The sequence below is a fragment of the uncultured Rikenella sp. genome, from assembly GCF_910577125.1.
Taxonomy (GTDB): Bacteria; Bacteroidota; Bacteroidia; order Bacteroidales; family Rikenellaceae; genus Rikenella.
On record NZ_CAJTMN010000011.1, the window covers coordinates 1 to 24422 of the forward strand.

Here is a 24422-nt window from a genome sequence, read left to right on the forward strand (position 1 = left end):
GCTGCGACGCGGCGGGATAATCCGACCTCCCGCAAGAGGTCGTCCATCCGGCAATCCCCATCGGCGTGATCGGATACAGCAGGAACGCCGTCCATCGATGCGTGTAAGTCCGCCTCAGGTCGGCGGTCATCCAATGGGCGATGTAATCGAGGATAAAGACGATGACGGTGAAGAGGTCGAAATAGTAAAACACCGGATACTGTTGCCGAAAGAACAGAGGAAACAAGCTAAGACAGATACAAACGGACATAAATATGTCGTATCCATAACTGAGCCCGCTGTGCCCCTCGCTCTTCTCTACGATCCGGTATATCCGACAGCGAGATTCGGTCATACTTTGCATGAAACGCCCGACCTATTTATTCCCCGCCGTTGGTCGTCCCTTCGTAATAATCGACAGCCGCACAGATAGGTTCCGCCAAAGTATAAATCTCGTCCAGGCTGTTGATCAAATGTCGAGTCTCATTCTTCTCCGCATCGAATGTGCCGACGTATTTATTGCTCCGATTGAACCACAATCGACAAATCGGTTTCCGGTTGTTGTCATCCAGCAGAACCCCGAAATACGATTTCGTATCCCGTCCGACAACGCGATTCAAAGATACTTTTTGCGCCAGAATAGACTTAACGATATAATAACCCTGCAATTCTTCCGCAGTAGTTACGATACCGTTGTCGGAATCTTCGCAATGTTCTGCCTCCGGTTCCGGTTTTTCCGCTGAAGAGGTGGTCGAAACTTGAACATCATTATTTAAAGCGGCTTTCAACCGTTCATTAATAATATCATTTTTCCACTGCGAGGCGGCACGCTTCATCAAGCCGGTAAACTGCTCCATTGCCCGCTCTTTCATCTGGCCGCTATACACCTGCCGAGCGAAAAACTTCACAAATTCCGGCGTCGGATTACTCATCTCGGAAGCGATCAGCCGTTTCAACTCATTCGTATATTTGAGTTCGCTTGCCGTATTCATGATGTTATCCACATCGAAATACGACTTATGGAACTTGCGCAACTCCTCGATCTGTGTGTCCCGCAATTCCAACAAATTGACCTCCAAGAACGGTTTTTCATCCATCACATTCTCTTTCTCCAGATCGGTATAGAATCGATAGATGATACCATTGGTCAACACACCGAATTTGGCCGGCGAAACGGTGAAGTACCGCAACAATTGATTATCGTGCAGGCTAAGATCCTGCAAGCAATGCTTGCACTCGATAAGAATGACAGGCTTCCCGTCCTGCATAATGGCATAATCGATCTTCTCCCCTTTCTTGGTGCCTATGTCGCAGATGAACTCGGGAACGACTTCGGTCGGATTGAAAACGTCGTAACCCAACGCATTGATAAACGGCATAATAAAAGCGTTTTTTGTCGCCTCTTCCGTCAGAACGTTATCTTTCATCTTTTCGATGCGTTCCACCAACTGCCGTATAATGTCTTGAAAATCCATGTGAAAAATTTTAGTAGATATTTCTAATTGTTAAAGCGCGCTTTTCTTGAATGTCCGAAATGCGGCATGCCGTTGAGGTGTCGAGGCTATCCGCGTGCCGCCGTCGGTGCAACACCCGGCACACCCGCCACATCCCCCTTTTGCGCCAATTGTTGAGTCAATGCAGCAATCGTATTGGCATTCTGCTCGATCGTGCGCTGTTGCGACTCGATCACCGTCCACAATTTTACGTCATTTTTTGCAATACTCAAACTATCTTCTTTCAACATCTCCCCTTTTCCGGTCAAAAGCCATTCGGCTGAAATGTCATCATATGTTTCAATTATCCTCCTAAGGGTATCGTAACTCGGTTCTCGATCTTTCAAATATTTCCCAAAAACCTGAGATGACACCCCGATATTCAAAGCGAATGCACGTGAGCTAATTCCCTTTAATTCAACCAATTGTTTTAATCGTTCTGCTATCACGGTGAAAATATTGAATCATTTATTTGTTTATTTGAAACAAATGTTTCATCTTTGCCCTTGCAATCACAGTTGCAATAACAAATGTAACAAATAAACGGAGCCGACTCAATGTAGCGGTCGTGCAATCCGAACAAATTTGGTTAAAACACACAACGATGACACTGCAAGAATTTTCCGAAAGAACAGGACTGACGCCGACAGCTGAAGAGTACGGATTGATTGAAAACATGTACATGGCTGCTGGCGATATGGACAAAGACACTTTCTGTCGCGACTATAAAAAACACGCAGGAAGTATGATTCTCGCCGAACTTTTAAGGCAGGTCCAGATTCGAGAAAAACAACTGGCAGAGCGAAAAGAAGAACTGAAAGAGTGTAGAGTCAAAAGTAGCAAAATAGCTTTTCTGCTGGTTGAACAATCAAGTATGTATCCCGAATTGAAACTGTGCAACCTGGCTGCAGAAATGGTGGGATACAAAGAAGTCGTACGATATAAGATTGAGCGAGGGTTGCCTCTGGAGGAAGCCGACAAGGAGTACATCATCGACAAGTTGAAATAAAGCCGACTTTCCCGCCGCGGCACAAGGCCGCCGCCCGGAGCGAGACAGGGGCGGGAACAACGAACAATAGAGAACACAAAGAATCCATACCCATGGTGGAAATAGTCAAAAGAGTCGATTTGATCGCCACGTTCGACAACCTCAAAAAGGCCGGCGATACGGTTGAAATCCGACTTTCGGATGCCACCGAATCGAACGTGCGGTCGGCGGCGTCTCGGTACTCGCAACGCAAGAAAGTTCGGTTGGTCGTCGCCGCGACGCTGGGGGCCGATAGTATCAAAGTAATGCGCGATTCATAAACAGGGCAGCCATGAAAATCGAAGAATTGATAAGCAGCGGGGCCAACATCACCCTGGCGATTTCGCCAGCGGATTTGAAAGAGTTCGCCCAAAGCGTCGCCGATGCCACACGCCACCAGATCGAGCGGGAAATCGCCGACGGAAAGACGGAAACCCTGTACACGATCGAATACGTGGCGGAAAAGCTGTCGGTGAATCGCAGCACGCTTTGGCGGTGGGACAAAAACGGCTACTTGAAAGTCATCGAGATCGGCGGACAACGGCGGTACCGAAAGTCGGACATCGACCGGATTTTGAACGCCAAAAACGAGGCCCAATAAACAAAAGAAATGATGGAAGGTTGGATCAAATCATATAGGGCGATACTCGATAATCCGATAGTCTGCAAAGACGCGGACCATTACGCCGTATGGGGCTATCTGCTGCATAACGCCGCGCATACGCCTACGGACGCTATGTTCAACGGCAAGCGAATTACCCTGCAACCGGGGCAGTTGATTACCGGGCGGCGGAAAATCGCCGAAATGTTCCGGATAGACGAGAGTAAGGTGCGCCGGATTCTGAAACTCTTTGAGAGTGAACAACAGATTGAACAACGACCGACCAACACAAGCACCTTAATTTCAGTCTGCAACTGGGCGATCTACCAAGGAGCCGACCAGCCGAATGACCAGCCAATGGCCAACGGATGCACAACGAATGACCAGCCAACGGCCAACCGTCGCCCAACCGATGACCAACGACCGACCATCGAGCGCACAACGACTGACCGGCAAGTGACCACTATACAAGAATGTAAGAATGAAAAGAATATAGAATGTAAGAATATCACACACACAGATTTTTCCACAGAACGTAAGAAAAAATCGCGCGCGACGGAAATTTTGAGCTGGATCGAAGCGAACTATCCGACCGTGCAGCGAATGGCCGACCCGCTGACCGAGCAGCAGGCCGAATGGCTGGCTGGGAAATACGCCGACGAGGATATACGGCGGATTGTGATGGCCATGGACAACAAGGGGGCGACCAAGAACAAGTCGGCTTACTCCACCTTCGTTGCCTTTGCCGGTCGGGATGCGATTCTACGTGAGCGCAAAGAGGCCACAGCGGGGAAGCAGTACACGTACAGCGAGGTTTGCGACCTGGTATCCACGGGGCGGTATTCGATGGACGATTTCGGACCGGTGGCGACGACCCCGAACGGCAAAAAGCTATTCACCCGTCGACAAGACATCTCCCCCAATGCGTAATGCCATGGAAATACTCGACATCATCCGCCGCATCGTCGCCCGAAAACGAGCGGCCCGACAGGAACCGGTTTTCGCTCTGTGGCGGGAAATCTGGCAGGAATATGTGGCCGACGGAGGGACCGAAGGTATCGACGAGCAATTGGCGGCACTCGAAGAGGAAAGGGCGATAGTCTCGCACCGTACGGTAACGGACATGTCTTTTGAACCGATCGAAGATGAAGAGGAACAACCGGAAGAGCAGCCAAACGATGACTGTTGAGGAGCTTCGGGCGATGTGGTCAAACGGAAGTCCGAATGGCAATCGGAAGATCCGGAATGCCACCCGAATCGAACGGAACGGGGTTGTTTTCGCCAGCAAGGTCGAACGCTTCATGTACGATCTGCTGACCCTGCACGGAATCGGTTTCGAGTTTCAGAAACGATACGTCTTGCAAGAGGGGTTCCGGTACAATGGCGAAACAGTACGACCCATAACATACACCACAGACTTTTGGTTGCCGGATCACGACATGGTGATCGACACCAAAGGCCACAAGACGCAACAAGGTACGTTACGCATCAAACTCTTAAAACGGCAATTCGCCGAAGCGGGCATGACAACCCGAATCGAGCTGCCGCGAAACCCGGACGAATGCAGTGCCCTTGTCGGGCGATTGATAGACGAAAAACATTGAGGCCATGAAAACCTATTCGGATTTTTTGAACGGCAAGATCAATTTGGCCGTACAGAGCGGATTTGAGGTTGAGGAGGCGGAATTATCCCCGATCCTCAAACCGCACCAGCGCGAAGCGGTCAAGTGGGCCGTTCGCGGCGGTTGCCGCGCCCTGTTCGAGAGCTTCGGACTTGGCAAGACGCTCCAGCAGCTGGAGATCTGCCGAATCATCACCGCCCGGGAGGGAGGGCGCGCGCTGATCGTCTGCCCGCTCGGCGTCAAGCAGGAGTTTACGCAGGACGCCCGGAATCTGCTTGGGCTGACGGTCGAGTACGTCCGCACGCGGGCCGAATCGCTGGCCAGCACCGCCACCGTACAGATCACCAACTACGAGCGGATGCGAGACGGGGATATAAACCCAAACGACTATACGGTCGTTTGCCTGGACGAAGCATCGGTATTGCGGTCGTTCGGCTCGAAGACCTACCAAACTTTCCTGCCAAAGTTCCGCGACGTCAAATATCGGTTCGTCTGCACGGCCACTCCGTCGCCGAACAAATACAAAGAGCTGATCCATTACGCCGGTTTCCTCGGCATCATGGACACCGGCCAGGCTCTGACACGCTTTTTCCAGCGCGACAGTACCAAGGCCAACAACCTGACCCTCTATCCGCACAAGGAGCGTGAATTTTGGCTGTGGTTGTCTTCGTGGGCACTGTTCATCACCAAGCCGTCCGACCTGGGTTTCGACGACGCGGGGTACGACCTGCCGGAGATGCGGGTAATCTACCATGAAGTTGCAGTCGATCACGATGCGGGCTTGGTGGACAAGTTCGGCCAAAGCCAGCTGTTCCGCGATGCGGCGTTGGGTCTCAAAGAGGCGGCACGCGAGAAGCGCGACAGCATGGCGGCCCGGATCGCCAAGACTCGGGAGATCATCGAGGCCGATCCGGAAAGTCATTACGTGATTTGGCACGATCTCGAAGCCGAACGGCATGCACTCAAAGCGGCCATCCCGGAAATCATGGAGGTGTACGGCTCGCAGGATCTCGACCAGCGAGAACAGCGGATCGTCGATTTTTCGCACGGTCGGATCAAATATTTGGCCACCAAGCCCAGCATTAGCGGCCAAGGGTGCAACTTTCAGCGACATTGCCACAAGGCGATCTTCACGGGGATCGGTTACGAGTTCAACGATTTTATCCAGGCCGTCCACCGGGTGTATCGTTTTCTGCAAACCGAGCAGGTCGAAATACACATCATCTATGCCGAAAGCGAGGGCGAAATCCTCAAAGCCTTGCAGAAGAAATGGAAACAGCACGACTATTTGGTCGAGCAGATGACGCGAATTATTCGGGAAAACGGATTGAACACCACCAATATTTACGAAAAAATGCAACGTTCCATCGGCGTCGAACGACGCGAAGAGGCCGGCCGCTACTATCGGGCCATCCACAACGACACGACGATCGAAACGGCCCGGATGGCCGACAACTCGGTCGCACTGATCCACACCTCTATCCCATTCAGCAACCATTACGAATATACGCCCAGTTACAACGATTTCGGCCACAACGAGAACAACGCCAAGTTCTTCGAGCAGATGGATTACCTGACTCCGGAACTGTTGCGGGTGCTCCAGCCGGGGCGAATCGCGGCGGTTCATGTCAAGGACCGGGTATTGTTCGGCAACGCCACAGGTACCGGGATGCCGACCATCGATCCGTTCCATTCGGAGTGCATTTCGCACTACCTCAAACACGGGTTTCACATGGTGGGGATGATTACGGTGGTTACGGACGTGGTGCGGGAGAATAACCAGACTTACCGCCTCGGATGGTCGGAACAGTGCAAGGACGGATCGAAAATGGGGGTGGGGTGTCCGGAATATATCTTGTTGTTCCGCAAGCGGCCAACGGATGGAAGTAAAGCCTATGCGGATATTCCGGTGCGCAAGTCGAAGGAGGAATACACCCGGGCGCAATGGCAGATCGACGCGCACGCATTTTGGAACAGTTCGGGCAACCGGCTCCTGTCGGCAGATGAGTTCGCGGCTATGGATGTGGACAAAGCGCGCCGATTCTTTCGCCTCCAATCCCGGGAACTGGTATACGACTATGCGGCCCACGTGGAGTTGGCCAAGCGAATGGACACGGCAGGACGATTGCCGGCGACGTTCATGGCGGTGGACCCGATCAGCAAATCGGAATGGGTATGGGATGATGTTGTCCGGATGCGGACGCTCAACAGCCGACAGAAGCAAAAGAGACTCCAAAACCACATCTGTCCGCTTCAGTTGGACATCGTGGAACGAATCATCAACCGGTACAGCAACCCGGGCGAGGTGGTCTACGATCCGTTTGGCGGAATCGGCACGGTACCGTACACGGCTGTCAAGATGGGGCGTTTCGGCCTCTCTACGGAGCTGAACCCGGATTATTGGCGGGATTCATTGGTTTATCTCCGGGAGGCGGAACAAAATCGAAATGCCCCCACACTTTTCGACATGATTCAACCGGCATGACCATGAATCCGCCCAAACCACACTGCAAAAGAATGCGGATTTTAAGTCTATTCGACGGCATGAGCTGCGGGCAGATCGCCCTGCGGGAACTCGGTGTGGAGCCGGAGGTCTATTACGCTTCCGAAATCGACCCGCACGCGATTCGGCAGACACAGCACAATTTCCCCGCAACCGTGCAACTCGGCGACGTGGAGCGGTGGCGAGAATGGGCGATCGACTGGGCGGGAATCGACCTCGTGTTGGCCGGGTCGCCTTGTCAGGGATTCAGTTTCGCCGGTAAGCAACTGGCGTTCGACGATCCCCGCAGCCGGTTGTTCTTCGTTTTCGTCGATATTCTGGACCACGTCCGGCAGCATAACCCCGAAGTCCGCTTTTTGCTCGAAAACGTCAATATGAAGCGGGAATACCTGCGGGTGATTTCGGAACACGTCGGCGTGTTTCCTGTCCGGATCAACTCGTCGCTCGTCAGCGCGCAGAACCGCGACCGCTGGTACTGGACGGACATCAAGACGCGGCGGGAGGGGCTGTTCGGAGAACTGCACAGCGACATCCCGCAACCGGAAGACCGGGGGATTGTGCTGGCTGACATCCTCGAAACGGAGGTGTCGGACAAGTATAACGTCAGCGAAAAGATGGCGCGCTATATCACCGATCCGAAACGTCTTGGAAGACATACGGACTTGAACGACGGAAGCAAAAAGGCGGTGTGTCTGACCGCAAAAGGCGTCGCCAGTTGGACGGGGACATTCCTGCTTCAACGTCCGCGGGGGTATAACAAAGGAGGGAAACGTGCGGGCAAAGTTCCGACCCTGTCGGCTCACGGGTGGGAACGGAATAACCTGCTTTGCGTGAGTTCCAACCAAGCACACGCCACGGTATCGGTCAATAAAAGCACGCCGATTCTGGCTTCTGCCGGAATGGGCGGCGGCCATATTCCGATGGTTGTCCAACTGAATCCCAGCCGGGAGTTCGGAGGTCAGCCCCGACAACACAATCGAATTTACGATCCGGTGGGCAAGAGTCCTGCTATACAGGCCGGGATGAAACGAGGAGGAAGTATGATTGCATTGTCAGAAACCGTCCGCCGTCTGACACCGACCGAATGCGCCCGGTTGCAGACGATTCCGGCGTGGTATGAATGGGTGGTCAGCGACTCGCAAATTTACCGGTTGTTGGGCAACGGTTGGACGGTGGAGGTCATCAAATGGATTTTGGAGCATTGGGACGACCTGTGGGAGTTAGATGTGAATTATTTATTTGAGCGTAATGGAAAATGAAAATCGGATTGATCGACATAGATGGACACCATTTCCCGAATCTCGCTTTGATGAAGTTGTCGTCGTGGCACAAGGCGCAGGGCGATACGGTCGAATGGGCGCAGGAGTTCGGACATTACGACGTGTTGTACAAATCGAAAGTCTTCACCTTCTCGACCGAACGTACATTTTTGGTTTCCGCCGACCGGGTTGTCCGGGGCGGAACCGGGTACCGGGATTACGACACCACGCTGCCGGACGAGATCGAGCATAGCTGCCCGGATTATTCGTTGTATACCGATTTTCGAGCTGCGTATGGCTTTCTGACGCGCGGATGCCCGAACCGCTGCCCGTGGTGCGTGGTTCCGCGAAAAGAGGGCGCAATACGTCCACACGCCGAGTTATCGGAGTTTATCGCCGATCGCAAGCAGGCTATACTGCTCGATAACAATGTGCTGGCCTCGGATTTCGGGCTGTCGCAGATTGAAGAGATCGTTCGGCAGGGTATCCGTGTGGATTTCAACCAAGGATTGGATGCCCGGATAATTGCCAAGAACCCCGATATTGCCCGGTTGCTGGCACGAGTGAAATGGATACAATACATCCGAATGGCTTACGACCATGCGGCGAACGAGGAACCGGTTATGCACGCCATCGAGAACCTCAAAGCAGCCGGGGTGAAACCTTACCGAATGTGGTTTTACGTGCTGGTCAAAGACGTTCCGGACGCGATGCGCCGGGTGGAACAGTTGCGGGCTGCCGGGGCTATTCCGTTCGCCCAGCCCTACCGGGATTTCGAGAACAATACCCGGCCAACACAATTCCAACGCGATTTCGCGCATTGGGTGAACAAAAAAGAGTTGTTCAACTCAATCGAGTTCCAAGCGTTCGAGCCGCGAAAGGGATTCAAATGCTCGCAATATTTCCAGTAATGACTACCAAGACTTTACAACGAAAGATAGACCACTCGATCGATCTTTTGCGGCGAGCAGAACCGTTAGCCTTGCGGATGCACCCAGACGGGTTTCATTTGGCATTCAGCGGTGGCAAAGATTCGCAGGTGCTGTATCACATTGCGCAAATGGCTGGGGTGAAGTTCAAAGCCCACATGCAGGTAACCACGATCGATCCGCCGGAGTTGATGGCTTTTGTCCGAAATAACTATCCCGAAGTGGAGTTGCACCGTCCGCCGCTCAACTTCTACCAGCTTCTCGAAAAGAAATCTATACTGCCGACACGAAAGGTGCGCTGGTGCTGCGAGAAACTCAAAGAACATGCAGGAAAAGATAAGGTGACTTTGACCGGTGTGAGAGCGGCGGAAAGCACAAGAAGGGCGTCGAGGGCCGAGGTGGAAAGGGCGAATGCCAACAAAGCTCGAAGGAAGCAATACGATGACCCGGATGTGCTTTTCGGCGCAACGGATGAAATGTTACACCAGTGCGTGAAAGGTTCTGACCGAATTGTTATCTCGCCGTTGTTTCGATGGACAGATTATGATGTATGGAATTTCATACGAAGTAATGGCATTGAATACTGCAAGCTGTATGACGAAGGGTGTCACCGAATCGGTTGCATTTTTTGCCCGATGGCCTCGACGAGGGAAAAGCAAGCACAACGAATCCGCTATCCTGGTTTCGAGCGAGCATTCAAGAAAAGTATTCAACGAATAATTGAAAACAACGGATACGGGAATCGACATAATGCAACTGCCGACGAAGTGTTCGACTGGTATTTGTCTAACGAACCAATGAATACATATTTCGGGATGCTCCGGAACCAAACCAAACTTGAGCTATGATTACACGCGCCCGCTTCACGCATTATGGCCGATTGCAGCTGCTCCGGCAGCAGCAGTTGAGCCGGAAGCCCTCGTCGATCTCCGACGACGAGCAGCGGCAGGCACATCACGCGGTCGACATGCTGCTTTTCGTGCAGTGCCTGCTGTTTGCCGTTGGCGACCTCACCCGCGCGCTCCGGGAGGCCGGGATGTTACGCCACGCCGCCAAACAGACCATGAACCGCATGGACGCCCTCACGGCGGAGGTCAGCGAGGCAGCCTACCGGGTCTTCACCCACCGCACCAATCTCGGGCGGCCCTACGTTGACCGGTGCGAAGCGGCCTACCGGATCATAGACGAGTCTGTCGAGGGGGTGTCCGGCCCGCTGGCTGTGTCGAAGTACAAGAGCATCGCACAGGCCTTGGCGGAGCTGATCGCGGAGTACAACGACCGGCTTTGCCCCCACTTCCGTTTCGACGCGGCGGACAGGCTACGGGGAATCCCGACGCTGCTCCGGCACGTCGCCGCCGAGACCAACCCGCTGGCCGCGACCATCATCCGAACCAATGTAACGGCCCGAAACCTCCAAATCGAAATCAAAGACTAAAATGAAAATCAACAAGAACTGGCAACCGAAAGAGTTCCGAACCGGGATCATCAACCCGGAGACAGGGAAAGAATGGATCTTGTCGGACTACTACGAGGACGAGACAGGCAACCGGTATTTCACCCACGAGGAGGCGATGAAGATTTGGGACAGCCTGCCGGACTGGGGACCGTGCACCAACGAGTTTCACAAAGTATTGGGTATAGTGTTATGGGATTACGATAGAGATGTTTGGACCCAAAACGCGCTCGACACAGGGTTGAACGGTTTCGAGTACATAACTCAGAAGCTCGGGTATGAGCTGGGGGGATTCCACCCTAAAGACAATGACGTTCTGTTGAACGTCGGCTACTGCGGGGACAGTTGGTCATCTGCAATGAGCGGCATTTACAGCCAGTGCTTGTATTTCAGTCCGGAGAATCTCAAACCAAGCAACATAAGCCTACCTGCGCATGGTCTTCAGGTGCGTTGCCTCAAGGAGGAACCTACAAGGAAATATCTATATCGCGAATCACGTCACATACACGAATATTGCAAGGGGTGTCGCACTTATCTTTTGCGAGACTGGACCAGTGGCAAGTATGATTGCCGGTTTGCGGATGTCTGTAACGAACGGAAACGGTATCTTGCCTTCGTAAACGATTGCCAGGTTAAGGCGGTTGAGGCGTTCAAACGGATGTGTCCGTTCCAGGACGGAAGATGTCGGCCAAACTGCGAAGGTTGCGCCCGCCTGAATCAATTTATACAGAAACTGAACGAATAATGAAAATCGGTACCAAAAGCCTCCTGTTCGGGGCACACTGCATATTCATTCACCCCCTGTTGGTGGCCGCGGCATGGTGGCGGCTCTATGGATTTCCGACTGATCCGCGCCTGTGGGTGGCTTTCATCGTCCACGATTGGGGATATTGGGGAAAACCCAATATGGACGGTCCGGAGGGTGAAACGCACGTTGAGGCCGGCGCGCGGATCATGACCCGTTTGTTCGGTCCGGCATGGGGCAATTTCACCCGCTACCATTCCCGGTATTATGCCCGCAAAGACGGTGTCGCGCCGTCGCGGCTCTGTTATGCCGACAAACTATCGCTATGCTTTGAATGGAATTGGTGCTATCTGTTGCGCGTGTGCCTGACCGGTGAAATCCGGGAATACCGGGCGCACGCCGAACGAGGCGGAAAGTATGCGAAAGATTCGTACCTGAGCGGCGCAAGTACCAGCCGCCAGGAATGGTTGCGAACGGTCAAACGGTTTATGCTGCGGTATGTGGCTGCTAATTACTAACCCTATCCAACTGAACAGCTATGCAAGAACCGACACCGAACGAACTGGCACAACAGATCACCCGCCGGGCCAACGCCCTCGGAATCTCCATCGCCAGCCTATGCCGCAAAGCAGGTGTTTCGCGCCGCTGGTTTGAATTTCTTAAGAAACGCACCCCCCGCGCCGTCGAAGCCTACATCAAGATCGAACAGCAATTGACGGCCCTGGAGCAGGAACAAACAGCAGGTCAAAAAGCTAATCAATGAAGATCGAATTTACCCAAGAGAAACGGGGCGAGGTCGAACGCATCCAACATGAATTTCGCAACCGATTGTCCCAGAATGAAATTCTCCGGTTAACGTCGCAGGCTATTAACGGCGTTTTATCGAGGTCTATATCGCGGATTACCAAGAATATTAAGGCCGAATACAACATCACGCAAAAATACTTGGCCCGTACGGCTAAAGTATCGCCCCGATCCAGCCCTAAAAAATTGTGGGGAGCCGTCTCGATCAACGAGAACCGGTTGCCGGTCATTGCATTCAAGCCCAAACAATCGGGATCTTCTATCTCTGTCGCTTTCCATAAAGGAAAAACGACATACATACGAGATGCGTTCATTGCCACTGTCCCAGCAGGCAAGAAAGGAGAAGAGACCAGCGAACACACCGGAGTGTTCAGCCGAGGAAAATATATCAAACGAAAGGGTTTCTACCATTATACGAAAGCGGAGCGGCGTAAGGGCGGGATCGGTCGTACAAAGAACAACAAAGTGAGGATTACCCAGCGTATGGGACCATCTGTTTTCTCAATGAGTGTGAACAAAAAGATTGCCCAGGACGTCCAACAGTTTATGGGGAACGAAGTAACCGCACGAGTTCGAGGGATATTGACCAAACGCATCAATGACCTCACAGCGCAGCGGTAGTAGGTTCTTTCCGGCTACCCGCATCGGGGGTAGTCGGCACCGCGGTTTTCGGTTAGTTAGCGGGAAAAATTATCATAGGAAGTAGGAAGCGTTCGGGGGATGAAAAAGAAAGCACCCAAAGGGTGGGTTAAAATATCGGATTTCGAGGAGCTGACCGGCATTAGTTCAAAAACCATTGCCGCAGCCATCAAACGCGGTTATATTCCGGACCAAGTCGCAGATCGCGTGGGGACAGGAGCCACATCGCCGTACTTCCTCGACCCGCAACAGGCGGCCAAGAGCTGGTACGGCTCACTGAATGCCGCACACCCGGCGTCGCGTAAAATCCGCCAGATGTTGGCCGACTATATCAAGACGTTCGACAGTACTTTTATTGCCCCCGAGAAAAAGCACGTCGAGAACCCGGCGGCGTTAGCCTTGACCTATGAAGATGCCCAGTTACAAGAGAAGATCGCCAAAGCGCGTTTGGCCGAGTTGGAGTTGGCGGAGAAAGAAGGGTCGCTTGTTGCGAAAGCGACCATAGATGCCGAACTATTTGCCGCGGCGCAAGAGATCCGAAATGCCCTGCTGGTGATCCCGGACCGGATTGTGGACCAGGTGATAGCGGAAGCCGCGAACCGGAACAAAGCACATAGTATCATCTACAATGCCATTGCGGACGAGCTGGAGAAGTTGGCCGACATCGGCGCGCGACTTGAAAAATGAACGAATACACGAGCATAGGCCGGTTCTTCGAGGGGTTACGTCCGGTCCCGCGCATCTCGGTAGCGGAATGGGCCGACCGGTATCGATACCTCTCCCCGGTGTCGTCGGCAGAACCGGGCCGGTATCGCACCGACCGGACTCCGTACCTGCGGCGAATCATGGAGTGTCTGAGCGTCCATGAACCGTACAAGAAAATAGTCTTCATGAAGGGAGCACAGGTCGGAGCCACCGAAAGCGGCACAAACTTCATCGGCTATGTCATGCACATATCACCGGCCCCGGCCATGTTCGTTCAGCCCACGGAAGAGATGGTCAAACGGTTGTCACAAGGCCGTATCGACCCTCTGATCGAAATGTGCCCGGAGGTCAAAGCGCGGGTGGCGGTGAACAAGAGCCGGGACAGCAAAAACACCATCATGCAAAAGAGTTTCGACGGTGGTGTTTTGCTGTTCGCCGGTGCGAATAGTGCCGCCGGGTTGCGGTCCGTGCCGATTCGCTTCCTGATCCTGGATGAGGTCGATGCGTACCCGAAAGATTTGGATGACGAGGGGTCGCCGATTGAACTGGCCATCGCCCGTACCCGCACGTTCCCGAACAAAAAGATTTACATCGTCAGCACGCCGACCATTAGCGGACTGTCTGTCATCGAAAGCGAGTTCCTGGAAACAGATCAAAACTACTACCATGTCCCGTGTCCGTATTGCGGCGGGATGCAGCCGCTGACCTTCTCGCAGTTGAAGTGGGATGAGGGTCGCCCGGAAACCGCAAAGTATGAGTGTATCCATTGCGGCGCGCGGATGGAAGAGCGGCACAAGGTCGAGATGTTCGCGCACGGCGAATGGGTGGCCAGCAAACCAGAGAAATCCAATCCGGACACTATCGGCTTCCACCTCAATTCTCTGTATTCGCCGTTCGGCTGGCAGTCGTGGGGCGAGATCGCTGCCGACTTCGTCAAGGCGAAAGATAACCAATCCCGGCTGAAAGTGTTTGTCAATACGACCCTCGGTGAAACGTGGGCGGAGCGGGGCGAGGCGCCGCCGTTCAAGAATCTGTACAACCGGCGGGAAAGCTACCGGACGAACAGCGTTCCGGACGATGTTTGTTTCATCACGGCGGGCGTGGACGTCCAGCGCGACCGGCTGGAGTTGGAGATTGTGGGCTGGTGTGCCGACAAACGGTCCTACTCCATTGATTACCGCGTGATCGACGGCGATACGGCGGGTAAGAAAGTATGGGACGAGTTGGCCGAAGTGGTGGGCGAACGGTGGGTGCGTCGAGACGGTGCGGAACTGCCGCTGCAACTGATGGCCGTGGACAGCGGGTACAACACGACGCACGTTTATACTTTTTGCCGTCGGTTCTCCGGTTCGCGCGTTATTCCGACCAAGGGACAGGACGGGCAGAAAATGGCGGTCATGCCGCCCAAATCCGTCGACGTGACCAAAGCCGGGAAGCGAGTCGGAAAAACGAAACTTTGGAACATCGGGGTATCGCTCCTCAAAGGCGAATTGTATTCGGATTTGCGACTCGAAAAAGACAGCGACGGGAACCCGCCGCCGGGTTATTGCCATTTCCCGGAGTACGACGAACACTATTTCCGCGGCCTGACCGCCGAAGAACAGGTCGTCAAGATCGTGCGCGGCTATCGCCACACCGTATGGGTCAAGAAATACGAGCGCAACGAACCGTTGGACTGCCGGATATACGCGCGTGCCGCGGCAACGATTCTCGGCCTGGATCGTTTGCCTCCCGAAAAGCTGGCCGCCTTGGGCGGATTAGCCGCCAAGTCGGAACCGAGCAAATCGGTCAAGCCCAAAGGCGAACGAAAACGACGCCGCAGCAGTTTTTGGGATAGATAAAACTTTCCATATTTTTCCGTTTCTTGGAAAGTTCTTTCCACGTTTTCGCAAGTTGATTGTTAGATACTTGCGAGGTCTCTACATTAGCGTCAAATCATGCGCTAATGGCATTCACTGTCGAACAATACGAAACACTCAAAAGGGCCATAGTTAGCGGCGTCCAATCCGTCACGTACGGAGACAAGACCGTTAACTATCGCTCTATTGCCGACATGAAAGAAGCCTTGCGGATCATGGAGGCGGAATTGTTTCCGGAACGCACGACGCACCGGCGGCGGTACGCAATTGTCGATCGTGGTTATTTCCCCAAAAAATGAAAGTCTTTGGGTTGGACATAAAACGGAGTCGGCCCAAGCGACGCGCGTATGAGGCCGCCGATAAAAGCCGCCGAGGCAAGTCCTTCCGACTGGCCGGTTCGACCGGAGCCAATCGCGAGATTTCGGGAGCGTTGGTAACGCTGCGGGACCGGTCGCGGCACTTGGTGCGAAACAACGGATGGTCCAAACGCGCCATCGAAGTCATTGCCCGCCACACCATCGGTGAGGGTATCCAGCCCGCACCGATTGGTGATCTGGACAAAATACGCCACATCAAAGACATCTGGCACGACTGGGCGGAAAGCACGGCTTGCGACTGGTACGGCAAATTGAATTTCTACGGGTTGCAGGAACTGGCCATGCGAACCATTGCCGAAGGGGGCGACGTGCTGATCGTGCGTCGATGGGTGATGCCGGATGAAGATTGCCCGCTCCCGATCAAACTCCAAATCCTGGAGGGCGACCAACTGGACCATACACGGGACGGGATTAACGACCGGGGGATTGTGCGCCTGGGCGTACAATACAACCGGGAGGGCCAAGTGCTTGGGTATTGGGTTTTCGATTACCATCCCGGCGACGGCGTCTTTTTCGGCACCCGCTGCGAAAGTCAATTCGTGGAGAAAGCGGACGTGGCACATGCTTTCGAGATTCTTAGGCCCGGACAGTGCCGGGGCGTTCCGTTCGGGGTGGCCGCTTTCATGAAAACGGGGGATTTCAGCGATTACGAAGATGCCCAGTTGGTCAAACAGAAGATCGCCGCTTGTTTCGCCGCGTTCGTGCTGGGGTCGGAAGATACGGACACCGAGCCTTACGAGGCTTTGGAACCGGGGATCATCGAGCACTTGAGCGATGTCGAGAAGGTCGAATTTGCCAACCCTCCGGCTGTCGGCGATTACGACCCCTATTCCAGTCGCATATTACAGGGGATTGCCGCCGCGTACGGTATCACGTATGAGATGCTGACAATGGATTACAGCCGGGTCAATTTCACATCCGGTCGGATGGCCAAGATCGATGTAACCGCCAACTTCCGAAGCTGGCAATACAACATGATCGTACCGCAGTTGTGCGCGCCGGTTTGGAACTGGTTTTTGAAAGCCTGCCTAATCGCAGGCAAGATTACGAAACCTATTCGCGCCGATTGGACGGCCCCGCGCGTACAGCAGCTGGACCCGACCAAAGAGACGGACGCGCAAGTCAAACGGATCAAATCCGGGTTGGCCACGATTAGCGAAGTGATCCGCGAAATGGGGCGCGAACCGGACGAGTTTTTCAAAGAGTACCAGCAGGATGTCCAACGACTGCGGGAAATGGACATTACTGTAGATAGTCTGAATGTATTTGTAGATAATCCACCACAAAATGGCTAAGCAGAAAAGAACAGCATCCACCCAGTATGGCCGGGCACTCGTTCAACCGGCGTCGCTCGATACGGAAGCGCGGGAAGTCGACGTCGTATTTGCCACCGAAACCCCCGTGCCGCGGTTCGGCTGGGAGGAGGATTACGACGAGGTATTAGTTTGCGAGGCGGGGGCGATCCGGATGGAGCGCGCAAACCGTGGATTGCCGGTGATGGACTGTCATAATACCTGGTCTGTGTTCGCGCAACTCGGTCGAACGGTGAAAGTGTGGATCAACGAGAAGCGGGAATTGTGCGCCCGTATCAAATTCTCGCAGCGGGCGCAGGTGGCCGAACTGTTCCAAGACATCACGGACGGGATCGTAAAAGATATTTCGGTCGGTTACAACGTGTTCAAGTTCGAGCGCGTCGAACAGCCGGGCGGCAAAAATCCCATCTACCGGGCGATCGACTGGATGCCGACCGAACTATCCTTTGCCCCGGTACAGGCCGACATCAACAGTGAAATCCGAGGGACCCAGCGGACGCATACGGTCGAAATTATTTCCAACAAACAACAACCAACTATGAGTAAACGAGCAAAAAAACGCGGACAAACGACCCAATATGTCGTTACCGACGAGCCGGTCAAAGCGGGCGACATCATCACCGTGGACGGCGTGGACGGGGTCGCCCTGGCCGACGGTGAGGTCGGGGACGAAATCACCTTGTCTATCATCGAGCAACCGGCCCCGGCCAACGAAGAAGAGGAGGGGCGCGATGCTGGTACCGAAAGCGAGGAGGTCAAAAACGACGAAGAGGAAAGAGAGGAAGAAGGGGACGACGAAAACGACAGAGACGAAGACGATCCGAACGATGAAGAACAGCGCAAAGGTTCGCGCCGTCGGATGTCGGCCATCACGCGCGCAACCCGGGCCGCCGGGTTGCCGGATTCGTATGCCATCGAGCTGTTCCACAGCAAGAAGACAATCGACCAGTGCCGGGCGGCCGTGATCGAAAAGCTCGCTAAACGGAATCCCAAACCGAACGGAAGCCACGGGGCCAGCGTCGGTTTGGATGCCGGCACGAAAAAACGCGCGGCGGTGCAGAACGCCCTGTTGCACCGAATCTACCCGGCCAAATTCTCCCTCGATGCGGGTGCCCGTGAATATCGCGGGATGACGCTCGTTGAGCTGGGTAAAGAGCTGCTGGCCGAACAGGGAATCAACACCCGCGGGATGGACAAAATGGCCGTGGCCGATCGAGTCTTCAAACGGTCGCAAAGCACCGGAGATTTCCCGCTGCTGTTTGAAGGGGTCATCGATCGAATGTTACGCGAACCGTACGAGTTTGCACCGGAATACTGGGACAAGATCGCCCGTCAGACCAGCGTTTCCGATTTCCGCGAAAAAGGGTTGTACACGGTCGGCGGGGCCAACGGAATGAAAAAGGTGGCCGAAGGCGGCGAAATCAAATACACCACCCTGAAGGAAAGCAAATCGACCATCCGGGTGGAAAGTTACGCCGAAGGGATCATGTTCACCCGGCAGGCGTTCATCAACGACGATCTTTCGGCGTTCGATGTCATTCCGTCGAGTTTCGTACGGGATTGGGGGATTTTGCGGGGCGATATGGTGTGGGGGCTGATCGTTGACAATGCCAAGATGTCGGACGGTAAGGCGATGTTCTGTGCCGATCACGGGAACTTGCTTACCGGAACCGACAGCGCATTGAGCGAAGATAGCCTGGCCGCGGCAAAAGTGCTGTTGTCGAAACAAAAAGACCCGGCCGGAAAGATGATCCGGGTGGTACCGAAATATCTGATCGTACCGCCGGAACTGGAAACCACGGCCAAGAAGCTGGTAACGGCGACGACTCCGGCCAAGGTTTCGGACGTCAATGTGTTTGCCAACGAGTTCGACATCATTGTCGAACCGCGATTAACAGACTCGACGAGCTGGTACCTGGCGGCCGACCCGAACGCGGTGGATACGTTGTATTACGCCTACTTGGAGGGGAACGAAGCCTTGCGGGTCAACAGCGAGGAGGACTTCAATACCGACACCATGAAATATGCCGTTCGCGGCGATTTCGGTGCGTCGGCCATCGACCACCGCGGGATGGTCAAGGCGGCAGGAAAGTAGCCCCGGCCATCGTGGACGAAACGAGCGGGGAACAACTCCCCGCTCCATTTCACAACCTAACAACGAAAAAATATGAAAAATCTGATCGAAGAGGGTAAAACTATCGATTATACCCTGACGGAAGAGGCTGTAGCGAGCGGTGAAATCGTGGTTGTCGGCGATATGGCCGGCGTGGCTGTTACGGGCGGCAAAACCGGCGACACGATCGCCTTGGCCGTCGAGGGTGTGTACGAGCTGCCGAAAGGATCCGGCGCGCTGGCGCAAGGCAAAAAAGCGTATGTGAATGTCGCCGAAGAGACGGGCAAAACTATCGTCGGGACCGCCTCCGGGAATACGTTCGTCGGTTACGTATGGGCCGCCGCGGCTGCCGGCGACGCGACCGTTGCAGTAAAACTGAGCATCTGACATGAGTGATTTTGACGAACTGGCCGAACAGACGTTTTCGCAGATTTCCAACCTTCTCGGTGAGGACGCTGTTTGGCCGGCGTCAAAATCTAAAACGATACCGGGGCGGGTACTGTTCAAAAATCCGACCGAGCCGGTACAGATCGGCGACACCGAACGGTATGAATACCGGCCCAGTGCAGCGACGGCGGAATATTACACCGGGACGTTCGACGGGTTGCGACAGGTCGTCGATTCCGGCGGGGAAGCCTGTTTGATCATCCGTGGCGTAAAATATTCGGTGCAAAGCATCGAAACGAAATTCGACGGCAATACGCTCGTTGCCCGTCTGGAACCGGTAGACGAACCGCAAGCATGACTTACGAACAATACGAAGATGCGATTGTCGGCCTGTTGGCCATGCCGGGCGTTTCGGTTTCGGTCCTGCCGCACGAGGCGGCATTGGTCGAGATGCGTGCGACGGCCCGACCGCAGTTGTATGTCATTATCAACGGCAGCAATTTCGGCGAACCCGAAAACATGGGGATGACCGCCCAGCGGGAAACCCTGCAATGCGAAATCTTCATCCGGGCGAAAGCCCGTCGGGGACGGCTGGGCATATTCGACCTGTACGGCAAGATAAGCGAACGGTTATTGGGGCGCAAGTTGCCGGACGCCGTTACGCCCATCGTTTTCGGTCAGTTCGGATATGTGGCCGGGATACAGAACAACTGGCAATACGCCCTTACCTTTTCGTTCGACACCTACCGGTGCGAAGCCGACCCAGACGCGGCGGAAGTGGTCGGACGGATCAAACGAATAACGATTCAAACCAACGAACCATGAAATCATACGAAGTACTTGCGCCGGTCCTGGTATTCGGCCTACACGGCGAAAACGGCACCCAGGATTACATGCTGAAACGGGGCGACATCGTCGAGTTGCCGGAAGAGCACGTTGCCGTACGGGCCATGCTGGCCCGCAAACAGATCCGGATGGCAGAGGCCGCCAAACCGACGAAATCCAAAAAATAACAACCGCCGGAAACGGCACAAAAAAACACGACATGAGTAGCTTTCTGCACGGCATCGAACATCTGAATCTTGCCGCCGACTACACGCCCGTCAACGACGTAGTAACGGCGGTCATCGGGTTGGTAGGTACGGCCGACAAAGGGCCGGTGAATGAACTGACCTTGTGTATCTCCGAACAAGACGACGCCCAATTCGGCACCCGGGGAACGATTCCCGAGGCTTTGACCGCGATTCGCAAACAAAGCAGCGCACAAGGCAATGCCCTTGTATTGGTCATCAAAGTAAAGGCCGACACCGAAGAAATTACCCCCGCCGACATCATCGGCACGGTGGACGAGGTGGGCAACCGTACGGGGTTGAAACTGTTTGAAACGGCCCTCCCCCGATTCGGTTTCGAGCCGATGATTTACATCGCGCCGCGGTATTCGGCTCTTAGCGCAGTGGCCTCGGAACTGGTGAGGATTGCCAACAAGACCGAAGCGGTCGCCTACATCGACACCCCGGACGGTTATACCTTTTCCCAAGCCCTCGAATCCCGCGGCACGAGCGGCGAGTTTGCGCGGCTCGGCGAGGGGGCCAAACTGCTCTTTCCGCACTTTCTCGTAGCCAACCCCAATTACAACCCCGACGCGGAAGAGCCGGGGGATAAGTATTTGAACATTCCGATGTCGGCTTATGCCGCCGGTCTGCGGGCTAAGGTCGATTTGGAGGAGGGTTGGCACGTTTCGTCCTCCAACCACCAAATCGCAGGGGTTGAGGGGACGGATGTGGCACTGACTTTCGCCCTGGGCGATACGACGTGCGAAGCAAACTTGCTCAATGCCGCCGGGATCACCACCGCCGTCAATCTGTTCGGAAACGGCATTGTCGAATGGGGGAACTACACGGCCGGTTATCCGGGAAAAACCGATACGGAAGCTTTCGAGTGCGTACGCCGCACGCGGGCCATCATGAAACGCGCGATCGAACAGGCGTGTATCCCGTACATCGACAAGCCGTTCATTCAGGCGAACGTCGATGCGATCCGAAACACGATCAATCAATACCTGAACGGTCTGGTGGCACAAGGTAAGATCGTCGCCGGACAGTGTTACTACCGGGCCGAAAGCAATCCGGCCAGCGAATTGGCATTGGGACACCTGACGTTCGACATCGAGTTCACGCCGGCCCTGCCGATGCAGCGGCTGACCTTCCGGTACAAAATCGACCTGTCCAATCTTTCAACCATTGCATAACCATGAAAGTCAACAAAGTATTCGATGCGAATGTCTATCTGAACAATGCCAGCAAACACGGGCTGGCATCGGAAATCACGTGTCCCAACATTGCCGCCGTGATGGCCGATTACAAAGCGTTGGGGATGGTCGGGTCGGCCGAATTTTTCAACGGGTTCGACAAAATGGAGGCCTCGATCAAATGGACCTATCCGGACAACGAAGCGAAAAAGGCGTGTGCCAATTTCCTGAAGCCGGTGGATATTATGGTCCGGTCCAGCAAGGCCCAGTACGACACAGGCGGCATCACGGCCGAAACGCCGATCGTCATCTACATGAAAGGTTATCCGAAACAGCATCCGGGCGGCGGCTACAAGAAAGGTGAGGATACCGAGGTCGAAAGCACTTTTTCCATTCTCTACTACAAAGAAGAGGTCGATGGTGAAACCATCGTCGAACTGGACGTGCTGAACAATATTTACAAGGTGAACGGTGAAGACTTACTTGCCGAACGCCGTCAAAATTTAGGAATTTAAGACATGGAAGCACTGAACAGAAAACCGGACCTTTCGATCCGTAAGACGATGAATTTGCCCGACGGCACCCGAATCGACGTCATCGGGATCACAGCCCGTAAAATGATGGCGATTGCCAACAACAAGAAGATGTCGGACATGGAACGGGGAATCCATATCACGGCGGCCAAAATTCTGGTGAACGGCGCGCCGGTCGTCTATGACGATCTGCTGGATGGCTTCACGGACGACGAAGTGGAAACGATCCTCAAATTCGCGAACGATGTCGATGAAAAAAACGGGGAATAGCCCGCGCCGACGTCGTGTTCCTGGCACACTTCACCGGAAGCGGGCTTAACGACGTTCTGAATCTGGATACGGATGATTTTTTCGACTATCTGGATGAAGCGATAGAGTTATACCGACAAGAAAACGAGACCCCCCGTCGCGTGGTGCTGGCGGGGATCGAACAGTAGTAAACGGATATGGCCAACAATGCACTCAAGATGGCGTTCATCTTGTCCGCAACGGACAAGATGAGCCGCGTTATCGACGCGGCCGTAAAGAAATCCACGGACAAACTTTCGGCTTTCGAGCGGAACGCGTCGAAAGTAGGTCGCGGCATGGTGAAAAGCGGTGCCTTGATTATGGGTGCCGGGGCCGCGGTGGGCGGAGCTGTATTCAGCGCGGGTAAATCGGTCGCCGACTATGCCGGATCGGTCAAGGATGCTTCCGAGTCGACGGGGGTAAACACCGAGGCGTGGCAAAAGATGACCTATGCCGCGAAAATATCGGGTATCGAGCAGGAGAAGTTAATGACTTGGATGGTCAAGTTCGACAAGGTGTTGACCGACGCCGCCGGAGGATCGAAAACAGCCGGGCAGATATTCAAAGATTTAGGGATTAGCGTCAAGGATGCGAGCGGCAAGATGCGCGCGCCCGAAGCGGTATTTGAAGATGTGGCCGAGCTGCTTGCTAATGTGGAGGACGGCGCGACCAAAACGGCGGCTGCTTGCGCCTTTTTCGGCAAATCCGGTGCGGAACTGTTGCCTATGCTGAACGAGGGCCGGAATGGTTTGCAAGGGCTGTATAGAACCGCAGAAGAGACCGGAAACGTGTTGGCGAACGAGACATTAACCGCCGCCGATGAGTTCGGAAAGTCGTTGGACGCCGTGAAATTACAGGCCCAAGGGGTCATGTTGCAGTTGGGTTCGGCATTGATTCCCGTGCTTTCCGAGATGAAAGACTGGTTGAGTGGTGTTATCGGCAAGGTCGGTGATTGGCTCAAAGCCAATCCGGAACTGACTAAAACAATAGGAAAGGTCGCAACGGCCGCGGCGAGCATATTGTTGGTATTGGGTACAGCATCCGTTGTCATTGGGGGAGTCACCTTTGCTATAGGAAAATTCGTTTCCATGTGGAAAGGCTTAATGACAGCGATCAAGGTAGGCCGCAAAGTGGTTATGATGTTCAATAAAACGCTGCTGACCTCACCAGTTTTTTGGATCATTGTGGGGATCGTCGCACTGTCCGTAGTTGTTTATAAACTTATTAAAAATTGGGATAAGGTTTCGGCCTTTTTCAAACGGCTGTGGGACGGTATCAAAAAGATATTCGCAGCCGTATGGGATTGGATCAAGAACATGTTCCTAAACTACACCCCGGCGGGGCTGGTCATCAAACATTGGGATTCGATCAAAGGGTGGTTTTCTGGGCTATGGGACGGGGTTAAGAACGTCTTCCGGGCCACGTGGGATTGGATCAAGAAGATGTTTTTGAACTATACCCCGCAAGGGTTAGTCATAAAACACTGGGACTCGATCAAAGGGTGGTTTTCTGGGCTATGGGACGGGGTTAAGAACGTCTTCCGGG

Annotated in this window: 31 protein-coding genes and 1 pseudogene; 29 read left to right on the top strand and 3 right to left on the bottom strand. The window is 54.1% G+C overall.

What is annotated here, in order from left to right; translation table 11 throughout:
- The 3 genes and pseudogenes from QZ292_RS02470 to QZ292_RS02480 all read right to left on the bottom strand — a co-directional run.
- Positions 1-193 (bottom strand): annotated as a pseudogene (locus QZ292_RS02470) (hypothetical protein); the annotation flags it as partial.
- Positions 194-359: 166 nt separating this feature from the next.
- Positions 360-1454, bottom strand: coding sequence for a type I restriction endonuclease (locus QZ292_RS02475; RefSeq protein ID WP_294597381.1), 1095 nt, complete (start codon positions 1452-1454; stop codon positions 360-362).
- Positions 1455-1540: 86 nt separating this feature from the next.
- Positions 1541-1921 carry a helix-turn-helix transcriptional regulator gene (locus QZ292_RS02480; RefSeq protein ID WP_294597383.1) on the bottom strand — a complete coding sequence of 127 codons (381 nt, stop codon included), beginning with the start codon at positions 1919-1921 and terminating at the stop codon, positions 1541-1543.
- Positions 1922-2076: 155 nt separating this feature from the next.
- On the opposite strand from QZ292_RS02480, the gene QZ292_RS02485 reads away from it, so the two are divergent.
- The 29 genes from QZ292_RS02485 to QZ292_RS02625 form a co-directional block, all read left to right on the top strand.
- Positions 2077-2481 (top strand): hypothetical protein, encoded by a 405-nt coding sequence (locus QZ292_RS02485; RefSeq protein ID WP_294597384.1) that lies wholly within the window; start codon positions 2077-2079, stop codon positions 2479-2481.
- Positions 2482-2573: 92 nt separating this feature from the next.
- On the top strand, positions 2574-2780 hold the full coding sequence (locus QZ292_RS02490) for a hypothetical protein (protein ID WP_294591703.1): 207 nt from the start codon (positions 2574-2576) through the stop codon (positions 2778-2780).
- Between the two features lie 11 nt (positions 2781-2791).
- Entirely contained in the window at positions 2792-3100 is a 309-nt protein-coding gene (locus tag QZ292_RS02495; RefSeq protein ID WP_294597386.1) for a helix-turn-helix domain-containing protein, read from the top strand.
- A gap of 12 nt (positions 3101-3112) precedes the next feature.
- Positions 3113-4030: a hypothetical protein gene (locus QZ292_RS02500; RefSeq protein ID WP_294597388.1), complete on the top strand. Its 918-nt coding sequence runs from the start codon at positions 3113-3115 to the stop codon at positions 4028-4030.
- Positions 4031-4034: 4 nt separating this feature from the next.
- On the top strand, positions 4035-4289 hold the full coding sequence (locus QZ292_RS02505; protein ID WP_294597389.1) for a hypothetical protein: 255 nt from the start codon (positions 4035-4037) through the stop codon (positions 4287-4289).
- Positions 4279-4704: a DUF1064 domain-containing protein gene (locus QZ292_RS02510; protein ID WP_294597392.1), complete on the top strand. Its 426-nt coding sequence runs from the start codon at positions 4279-4281 to the stop codon at positions 4702-4704. The genes QZ292_RS02505 and QZ292_RS02510 overlap by 11 nt, the downstream gene beginning before the upstream one ends.
- Before the next feature lie 4 nt (positions 4705-4708).
- A complete protein-coding gene (locus QZ292_RS02515) occupies positions 4709-7207 on the top strand; it encodes a DNA methyltransferase (protein WP_294597394.1) in 2499 nt (832 codons plus the stop codon).
- 32 nt (positions 7208-7239) lie between these two features.
- Positions 7240-8484 carry a DNA (cytosine-5-)-methyltransferase gene (dcm, locus tag QZ292_RS02520; protein WP_294597397.1) on the top strand — a complete coding sequence of 415 codons (1245 nt, stop codon included), beginning with the start codon at positions 7240-7242 and terminating at the stop codon, positions 8482-8484.
- Positions 8481-9395 carry a radical SAM protein gene (locus QZ292_RS02525; protein ID WP_294597400.1) on the top strand — a complete coding sequence of 305 codons (915 nt, stop codon included), beginning with the start codon at positions 8481-8483 and terminating at the stop codon, positions 9393-9395. The genes dcm and QZ292_RS02525 overlap by 4 nt, the downstream gene beginning before the upstream one ends.
- A complete protein-coding gene (locus QZ292_RS02530; protein ID WP_294597403.1) occupies positions 9395-10261 on the top strand; it encodes a phosphoadenosine phosphosulfate reductase family protein in 867 nt (288 codons plus the stop codon). The genes QZ292_RS02525 and QZ292_RS02530 overlap by 1 nt, the downstream gene beginning before the upstream one ends.
- Positions 10258-10848: a hypothetical protein gene (locus QZ292_RS02535; protein WP_294597406.1), complete on the top strand. Its 591-nt coding sequence runs from the start codon at positions 10258-10260 to the stop codon at positions 10846-10848. The genes QZ292_RS02530 and QZ292_RS02535 overlap by 4 nt, the downstream gene beginning before the upstream one ends.
- 1 nt (position 10849) lies before the next feature.
- Positions 10850-11611, top strand: a complete 762-nt coding sequence (locus QZ292_RS02540) for a hypothetical protein (protein ID WP_294597409.1) — start codon at positions 10850-10852, stop codon at positions 11609-11611.
- Complete coding sequence (locus tag QZ292_RS02545; RefSeq protein WP_294597412.1) at positions 11611-12129, top strand: hypothetical protein; 519 nt, start codon at positions 11611-11613, stop codon at positions 12127-12129. Before QZ292_RS02540 ends, QZ292_RS02545 begins: the two co-directional genes overlap by 1 nt.
- Before the next feature lie 20 nt (positions 12130-12149).
- Positions 12150-12374 carry a hypothetical protein gene (locus QZ292_RS02550; RefSeq protein ID WP_294597414.1) on the top strand — a complete coding sequence of 75 codons (225 nt, stop codon included), beginning with the start codon at positions 12150-12152 and terminating at the stop codon, positions 12372-12374.
- Complete coding sequence (locus QZ292_RS02555; RefSeq protein WP_294597417.1) at positions 12371-13036, top strand: phage tail protein; 666 nt, start codon at positions 12371-12373, stop codon at positions 13034-13036. Before QZ292_RS02550 ends, QZ292_RS02555 begins: the two co-directional genes overlap by 4 nt.
- Positions 13037-13135: 99 nt before the next feature.
- On the top strand, positions 13136-13741 hold the full coding sequence (locus QZ292_RS02560) for a hypothetical protein (RefSeq protein ID WP_294597420.1): 606 nt from the start codon (positions 13136-13138) through the stop codon (positions 13739-13741).
- Positions 13738-15600 (top strand): phage terminase large subunit family protein, encoded by a 1863-nt coding sequence (locus tag QZ292_RS02565; protein ID WP_294597422.1) that lies wholly within the window; start codon positions 13738-13740, stop codon positions 15598-15600. The genes QZ292_RS02560 and QZ292_RS02565 overlap by 4 nt, the downstream gene beginning before the upstream one ends.
- A 104-nt stretch (positions 15601-15704) precedes the next feature.
- The gene (locus QZ292_RS02570; RefSeq protein ID WP_294597424.1) at positions 15705-15917 is read left to right on the top strand and encodes a hypothetical protein; all 213 of its coding nucleotides are present in this window, start codon (positions 15705-15707) and stop codon (positions 15915-15917) included.
- Positions 15914-17290 carry a phage portal protein gene (locus QZ292_RS02575; protein WP_294597427.1) on the top strand — a complete coding sequence of 459 codons (1377 nt, stop codon included), beginning with the start codon at positions 15914-15916 and terminating at the stop codon, positions 17288-17290. Before QZ292_RS02570 ends, QZ292_RS02575 begins: the two co-directional genes overlap by 4 nt.
- On the top strand, positions 17283-19403 hold the full coding sequence (locus QZ292_RS02580; RefSeq protein WP_294597430.1) for a prohead protease/major capsid protein fusion protein: 2121 nt from the start codon (positions 17283-17285) through the stop codon (positions 19401-19403). The genes QZ292_RS02575 and QZ292_RS02580 overlap by 8 nt, the downstream gene beginning before the upstream one ends.
- Before the next feature lie 72 nt (positions 19404-19475).
- A complete protein-coding gene (locus tag QZ292_RS02585; RefSeq protein WP_294597433.1) occupies positions 19476-19808 on the top strand; it encodes a DUF2190 family protein in 333 nt (110 codons plus the stop codon).
- A 1-nt stretch (position 19809) separates the two neighbouring features.
- Positions 19810-20166: a hypothetical protein gene (locus tag QZ292_RS02590; protein WP_294597436.1), complete on the top strand. Its 357-nt coding sequence runs from the start codon at positions 19810-19812 to the stop codon at positions 20164-20166.
- Positions 20163-20633 carry a Gp37 family protein gene (locus QZ292_RS02595; RefSeq protein WP_294597439.1) on the top strand — a complete coding sequence of 157 codons (471 nt, stop codon included), beginning with the start codon at positions 20163-20165 and terminating at the stop codon, positions 20631-20633. Before QZ292_RS02590 ends, QZ292_RS02595 begins: the two co-directional genes overlap by 4 nt.
- Complete coding sequence (locus tag QZ292_RS02600; RefSeq protein ID WP_294597443.1) at positions 20630-20821, top strand: hypothetical protein; 192 nt, start codon at positions 20630-20632, stop codon at positions 20819-20821. The genes QZ292_RS02595 and QZ292_RS02600 overlap by 4 nt, the downstream gene beginning before the upstream one ends.
- Positions 20822-20853: 32 nt before the next feature.
- On the top strand, positions 20854-22056 hold the full coding sequence (locus QZ292_RS02605) for a phage tail sheath subtilisin-like domain-containing protein (RefSeq protein ID WP_294597446.1): 1203 nt from the start codon (positions 20854-20856) through the stop codon (positions 22054-22056).
- A gap of 2 nt (positions 22057-22058) precedes the next feature.
- Positions 22059-22571 (top strand): phage major tail tube protein, encoded by a 513-nt coding sequence (locus QZ292_RS02610; RefSeq protein ID WP_294597449.1) that lies wholly within the window; start codon positions 22059-22061, stop codon positions 22569-22571.
- Positions 22572-22574: 3 nt separating this feature from the next.
- On the top strand, positions 22575-22859 hold the full coding sequence (locus tag QZ292_RS02615) for a hypothetical protein (protein ID WP_294597453.1): 285 nt from the start codon (positions 22575-22577) through the stop codon (positions 22857-22859).
- A gap of 14 nt (positions 22860-22873) precedes the next feature.
- Entirely contained in the window at positions 22874-23026 is a 153-nt protein-coding gene (locus QZ292_RS02620; RefSeq protein WP_294597456.1) for a hypothetical protein, read from the top strand.
- A 9-nt stretch (positions 23027-23035) separates the two neighbouring features.
- A partial coding sequence (locus QZ292_RS02625; RefSeq protein ID WP_294597459.1) for a phage tail tape measure protein occupies positions 23036-24422 on the top strand: 1387 nt, incomplete at its 3' end.

Coding starts and splice junctions, on each gene's coding strand:
- QZ292_RS02475 (WP_294597381.1), bottom strand. CDS start 1,454: ATGGATTTTCAAGACATTATACGGCAGTTGGTGGAACGCATCGAAAAG.
- QZ292_RS02485 (WP_294597384.1), top strand. CDS start 2,077: ATGACACTGCAAGAATTTTCCGAAAGAACAGGACTGACGCCGACAGCT.
- QZ292_RS02490 (WP_294591703.1), top strand. CDS start 2,574: ATGGTGGAAATAGTCAAAAGAGTCGATTTGATCGCCACGTTCGACAAC.
- QZ292_RS02495 (WP_294597386.1), top strand. CDS start 2,792: ATGAAAATCGAAGAATTGATAAGCAGCGGGGCCAACATCACCCTGGCG.
- QZ292_RS02500 (WP_294597388.1), top strand. CDS start 3,113: ATGGAAGGTTGGATCAAATCATATAGGGCGATACTCGATAATCCGATA.
- QZ292_RS02505 (WP_294597389.1), top strand. CDS start 4,035: ATGGAAATACTCGACATCATCCGCCGCATCGTCGCCCGAAAACGAGCG.
- QZ292_RS02510 (WP_294597392.1), top strand. CDS start 4,279: ATGACTGTTGAGGAGCTTCGGGCGATGTGGTCAAACGGAAGTCCGAAT.
- QZ292_RS02515 (WP_294597394.1), top strand. CDS start 4,709: ATGAAAACCTATTCGGATTTTTTGAACGGCAAGATCAATTTGGCCGTA.
- dcm (WP_294597397.1), top strand. CDS start 7,240: ATGCGGATTTTAAGTCTATTCGACGGCATGAGCTGCGGGCAGATCGCC.
- QZ292_RS02525 (WP_294597400.1), top strand. CDS start 8,481: ATGAAAATCGGATTGATCGACATAGATGGACACCATTTCCCGAATCTC.
- QZ292_RS02530 (WP_294597403.1), top strand. CDS start 9,395: ATGACTACCAAGACTTTACAACGAAAGATAGACCACTCGATCGATCTT.
- QZ292_RS02535 (WP_294597406.1), top strand. CDS start 10,258: ATGATTACACGCGCCCGCTTCACGCATTATGGCCGATTGCAGCTGCTC.
- QZ292_RS02540 (WP_294597409.1), top strand. CDS start 10,850: ATGAAAATCAACAAGAACTGGCAACCGAAAGAGTTCCGAACCGGGATC.
- QZ292_RS02545 (WP_294597412.1), top strand. CDS start 11,611: ATGAAAATCGGTACCAAAAGCCTCCTGTTCGGGGCACACTGCATATTC.
- QZ292_RS02550 (WP_294597414.1), top strand. CDS start 12,150: ATGCAAGAACCGACACCGAACGAACTGGCACAACAGATCACCCGCCGG.
- QZ292_RS02555 (WP_294597417.1), top strand. CDS start 12,371: ATGAAGATCGAATTTACCCAAGAGAAACGGGGCGAGGTCGAACGCATC.
- QZ292_RS02560 (WP_294597420.1), top strand. CDS start 13,136: ATGAAAAAGAAAGCACCCAAAGGGTGGGTTAAAATATCGGATTTCGAG.
- QZ292_RS02565 (WP_294597422.1), top strand. CDS start 13,738: ATGAACGAATACACGAGCATAGGCCGGTTCTTCGAGGGGTTACGTCCG.
- QZ292_RS02570 (WP_294597424.1), top strand. CDS start 15,705: ATGGCATTCACTGTCGAACAATACGAAACACTCAAAAGGGCCATAGTT.
- QZ292_RS02575 (WP_294597427.1), top strand. CDS start 15,914: ATGAAAGTCTTTGGGTTGGACATAAAACGGAGTCGGCCCAAGCGACGC.
- QZ292_RS02580 (WP_294597430.1), top strand. CDS start 17,283: ATGGCTAAGCAGAAAAGAACAGCATCCACCCAGTATGGCCGGGCACTC.
- QZ292_RS02585 (WP_294597433.1), top strand. CDS start 19,476: ATGAAAAATCTGATCGAAGAGGGTAAAACTATCGATTATACCCTGACG.
- QZ292_RS02590 (WP_294597436.1), top strand. CDS start 19,810: ATGAGTGATTTTGACGAACTGGCCGAACAGACGTTTTCGCAGATTTCC.
- QZ292_RS02595 (WP_294597439.1), top strand. CDS start 20,163: ATGACTTACGAACAATACGAAGATGCGATTGTCGGCCTGTTGGCCATG.
- QZ292_RS02600 (WP_294597443.1), top strand. CDS start 20,630: ATGAAATCATACGAAGTACTTGCGCCGGTCCTGGTATTCGGCCTACAC.
- QZ292_RS02605 (WP_294597446.1), top strand. CDS start 20,854: ATGAGTAGCTTTCTGCACGGCATCGAACATCTGAATCTTGCCGCCGAC.
- QZ292_RS02610 (WP_294597449.1), top strand. CDS start 22,059: ATGAAAGTCAACAAAGTATTCGATGCGAATGTCTATCTGAACAATGCC.
- QZ292_RS02615 (WP_294597453.1), top strand. CDS start 22,575: ATGGAAGCACTGAACAGAAAACCGGACCTTTCGATCCGTAAGACGATG.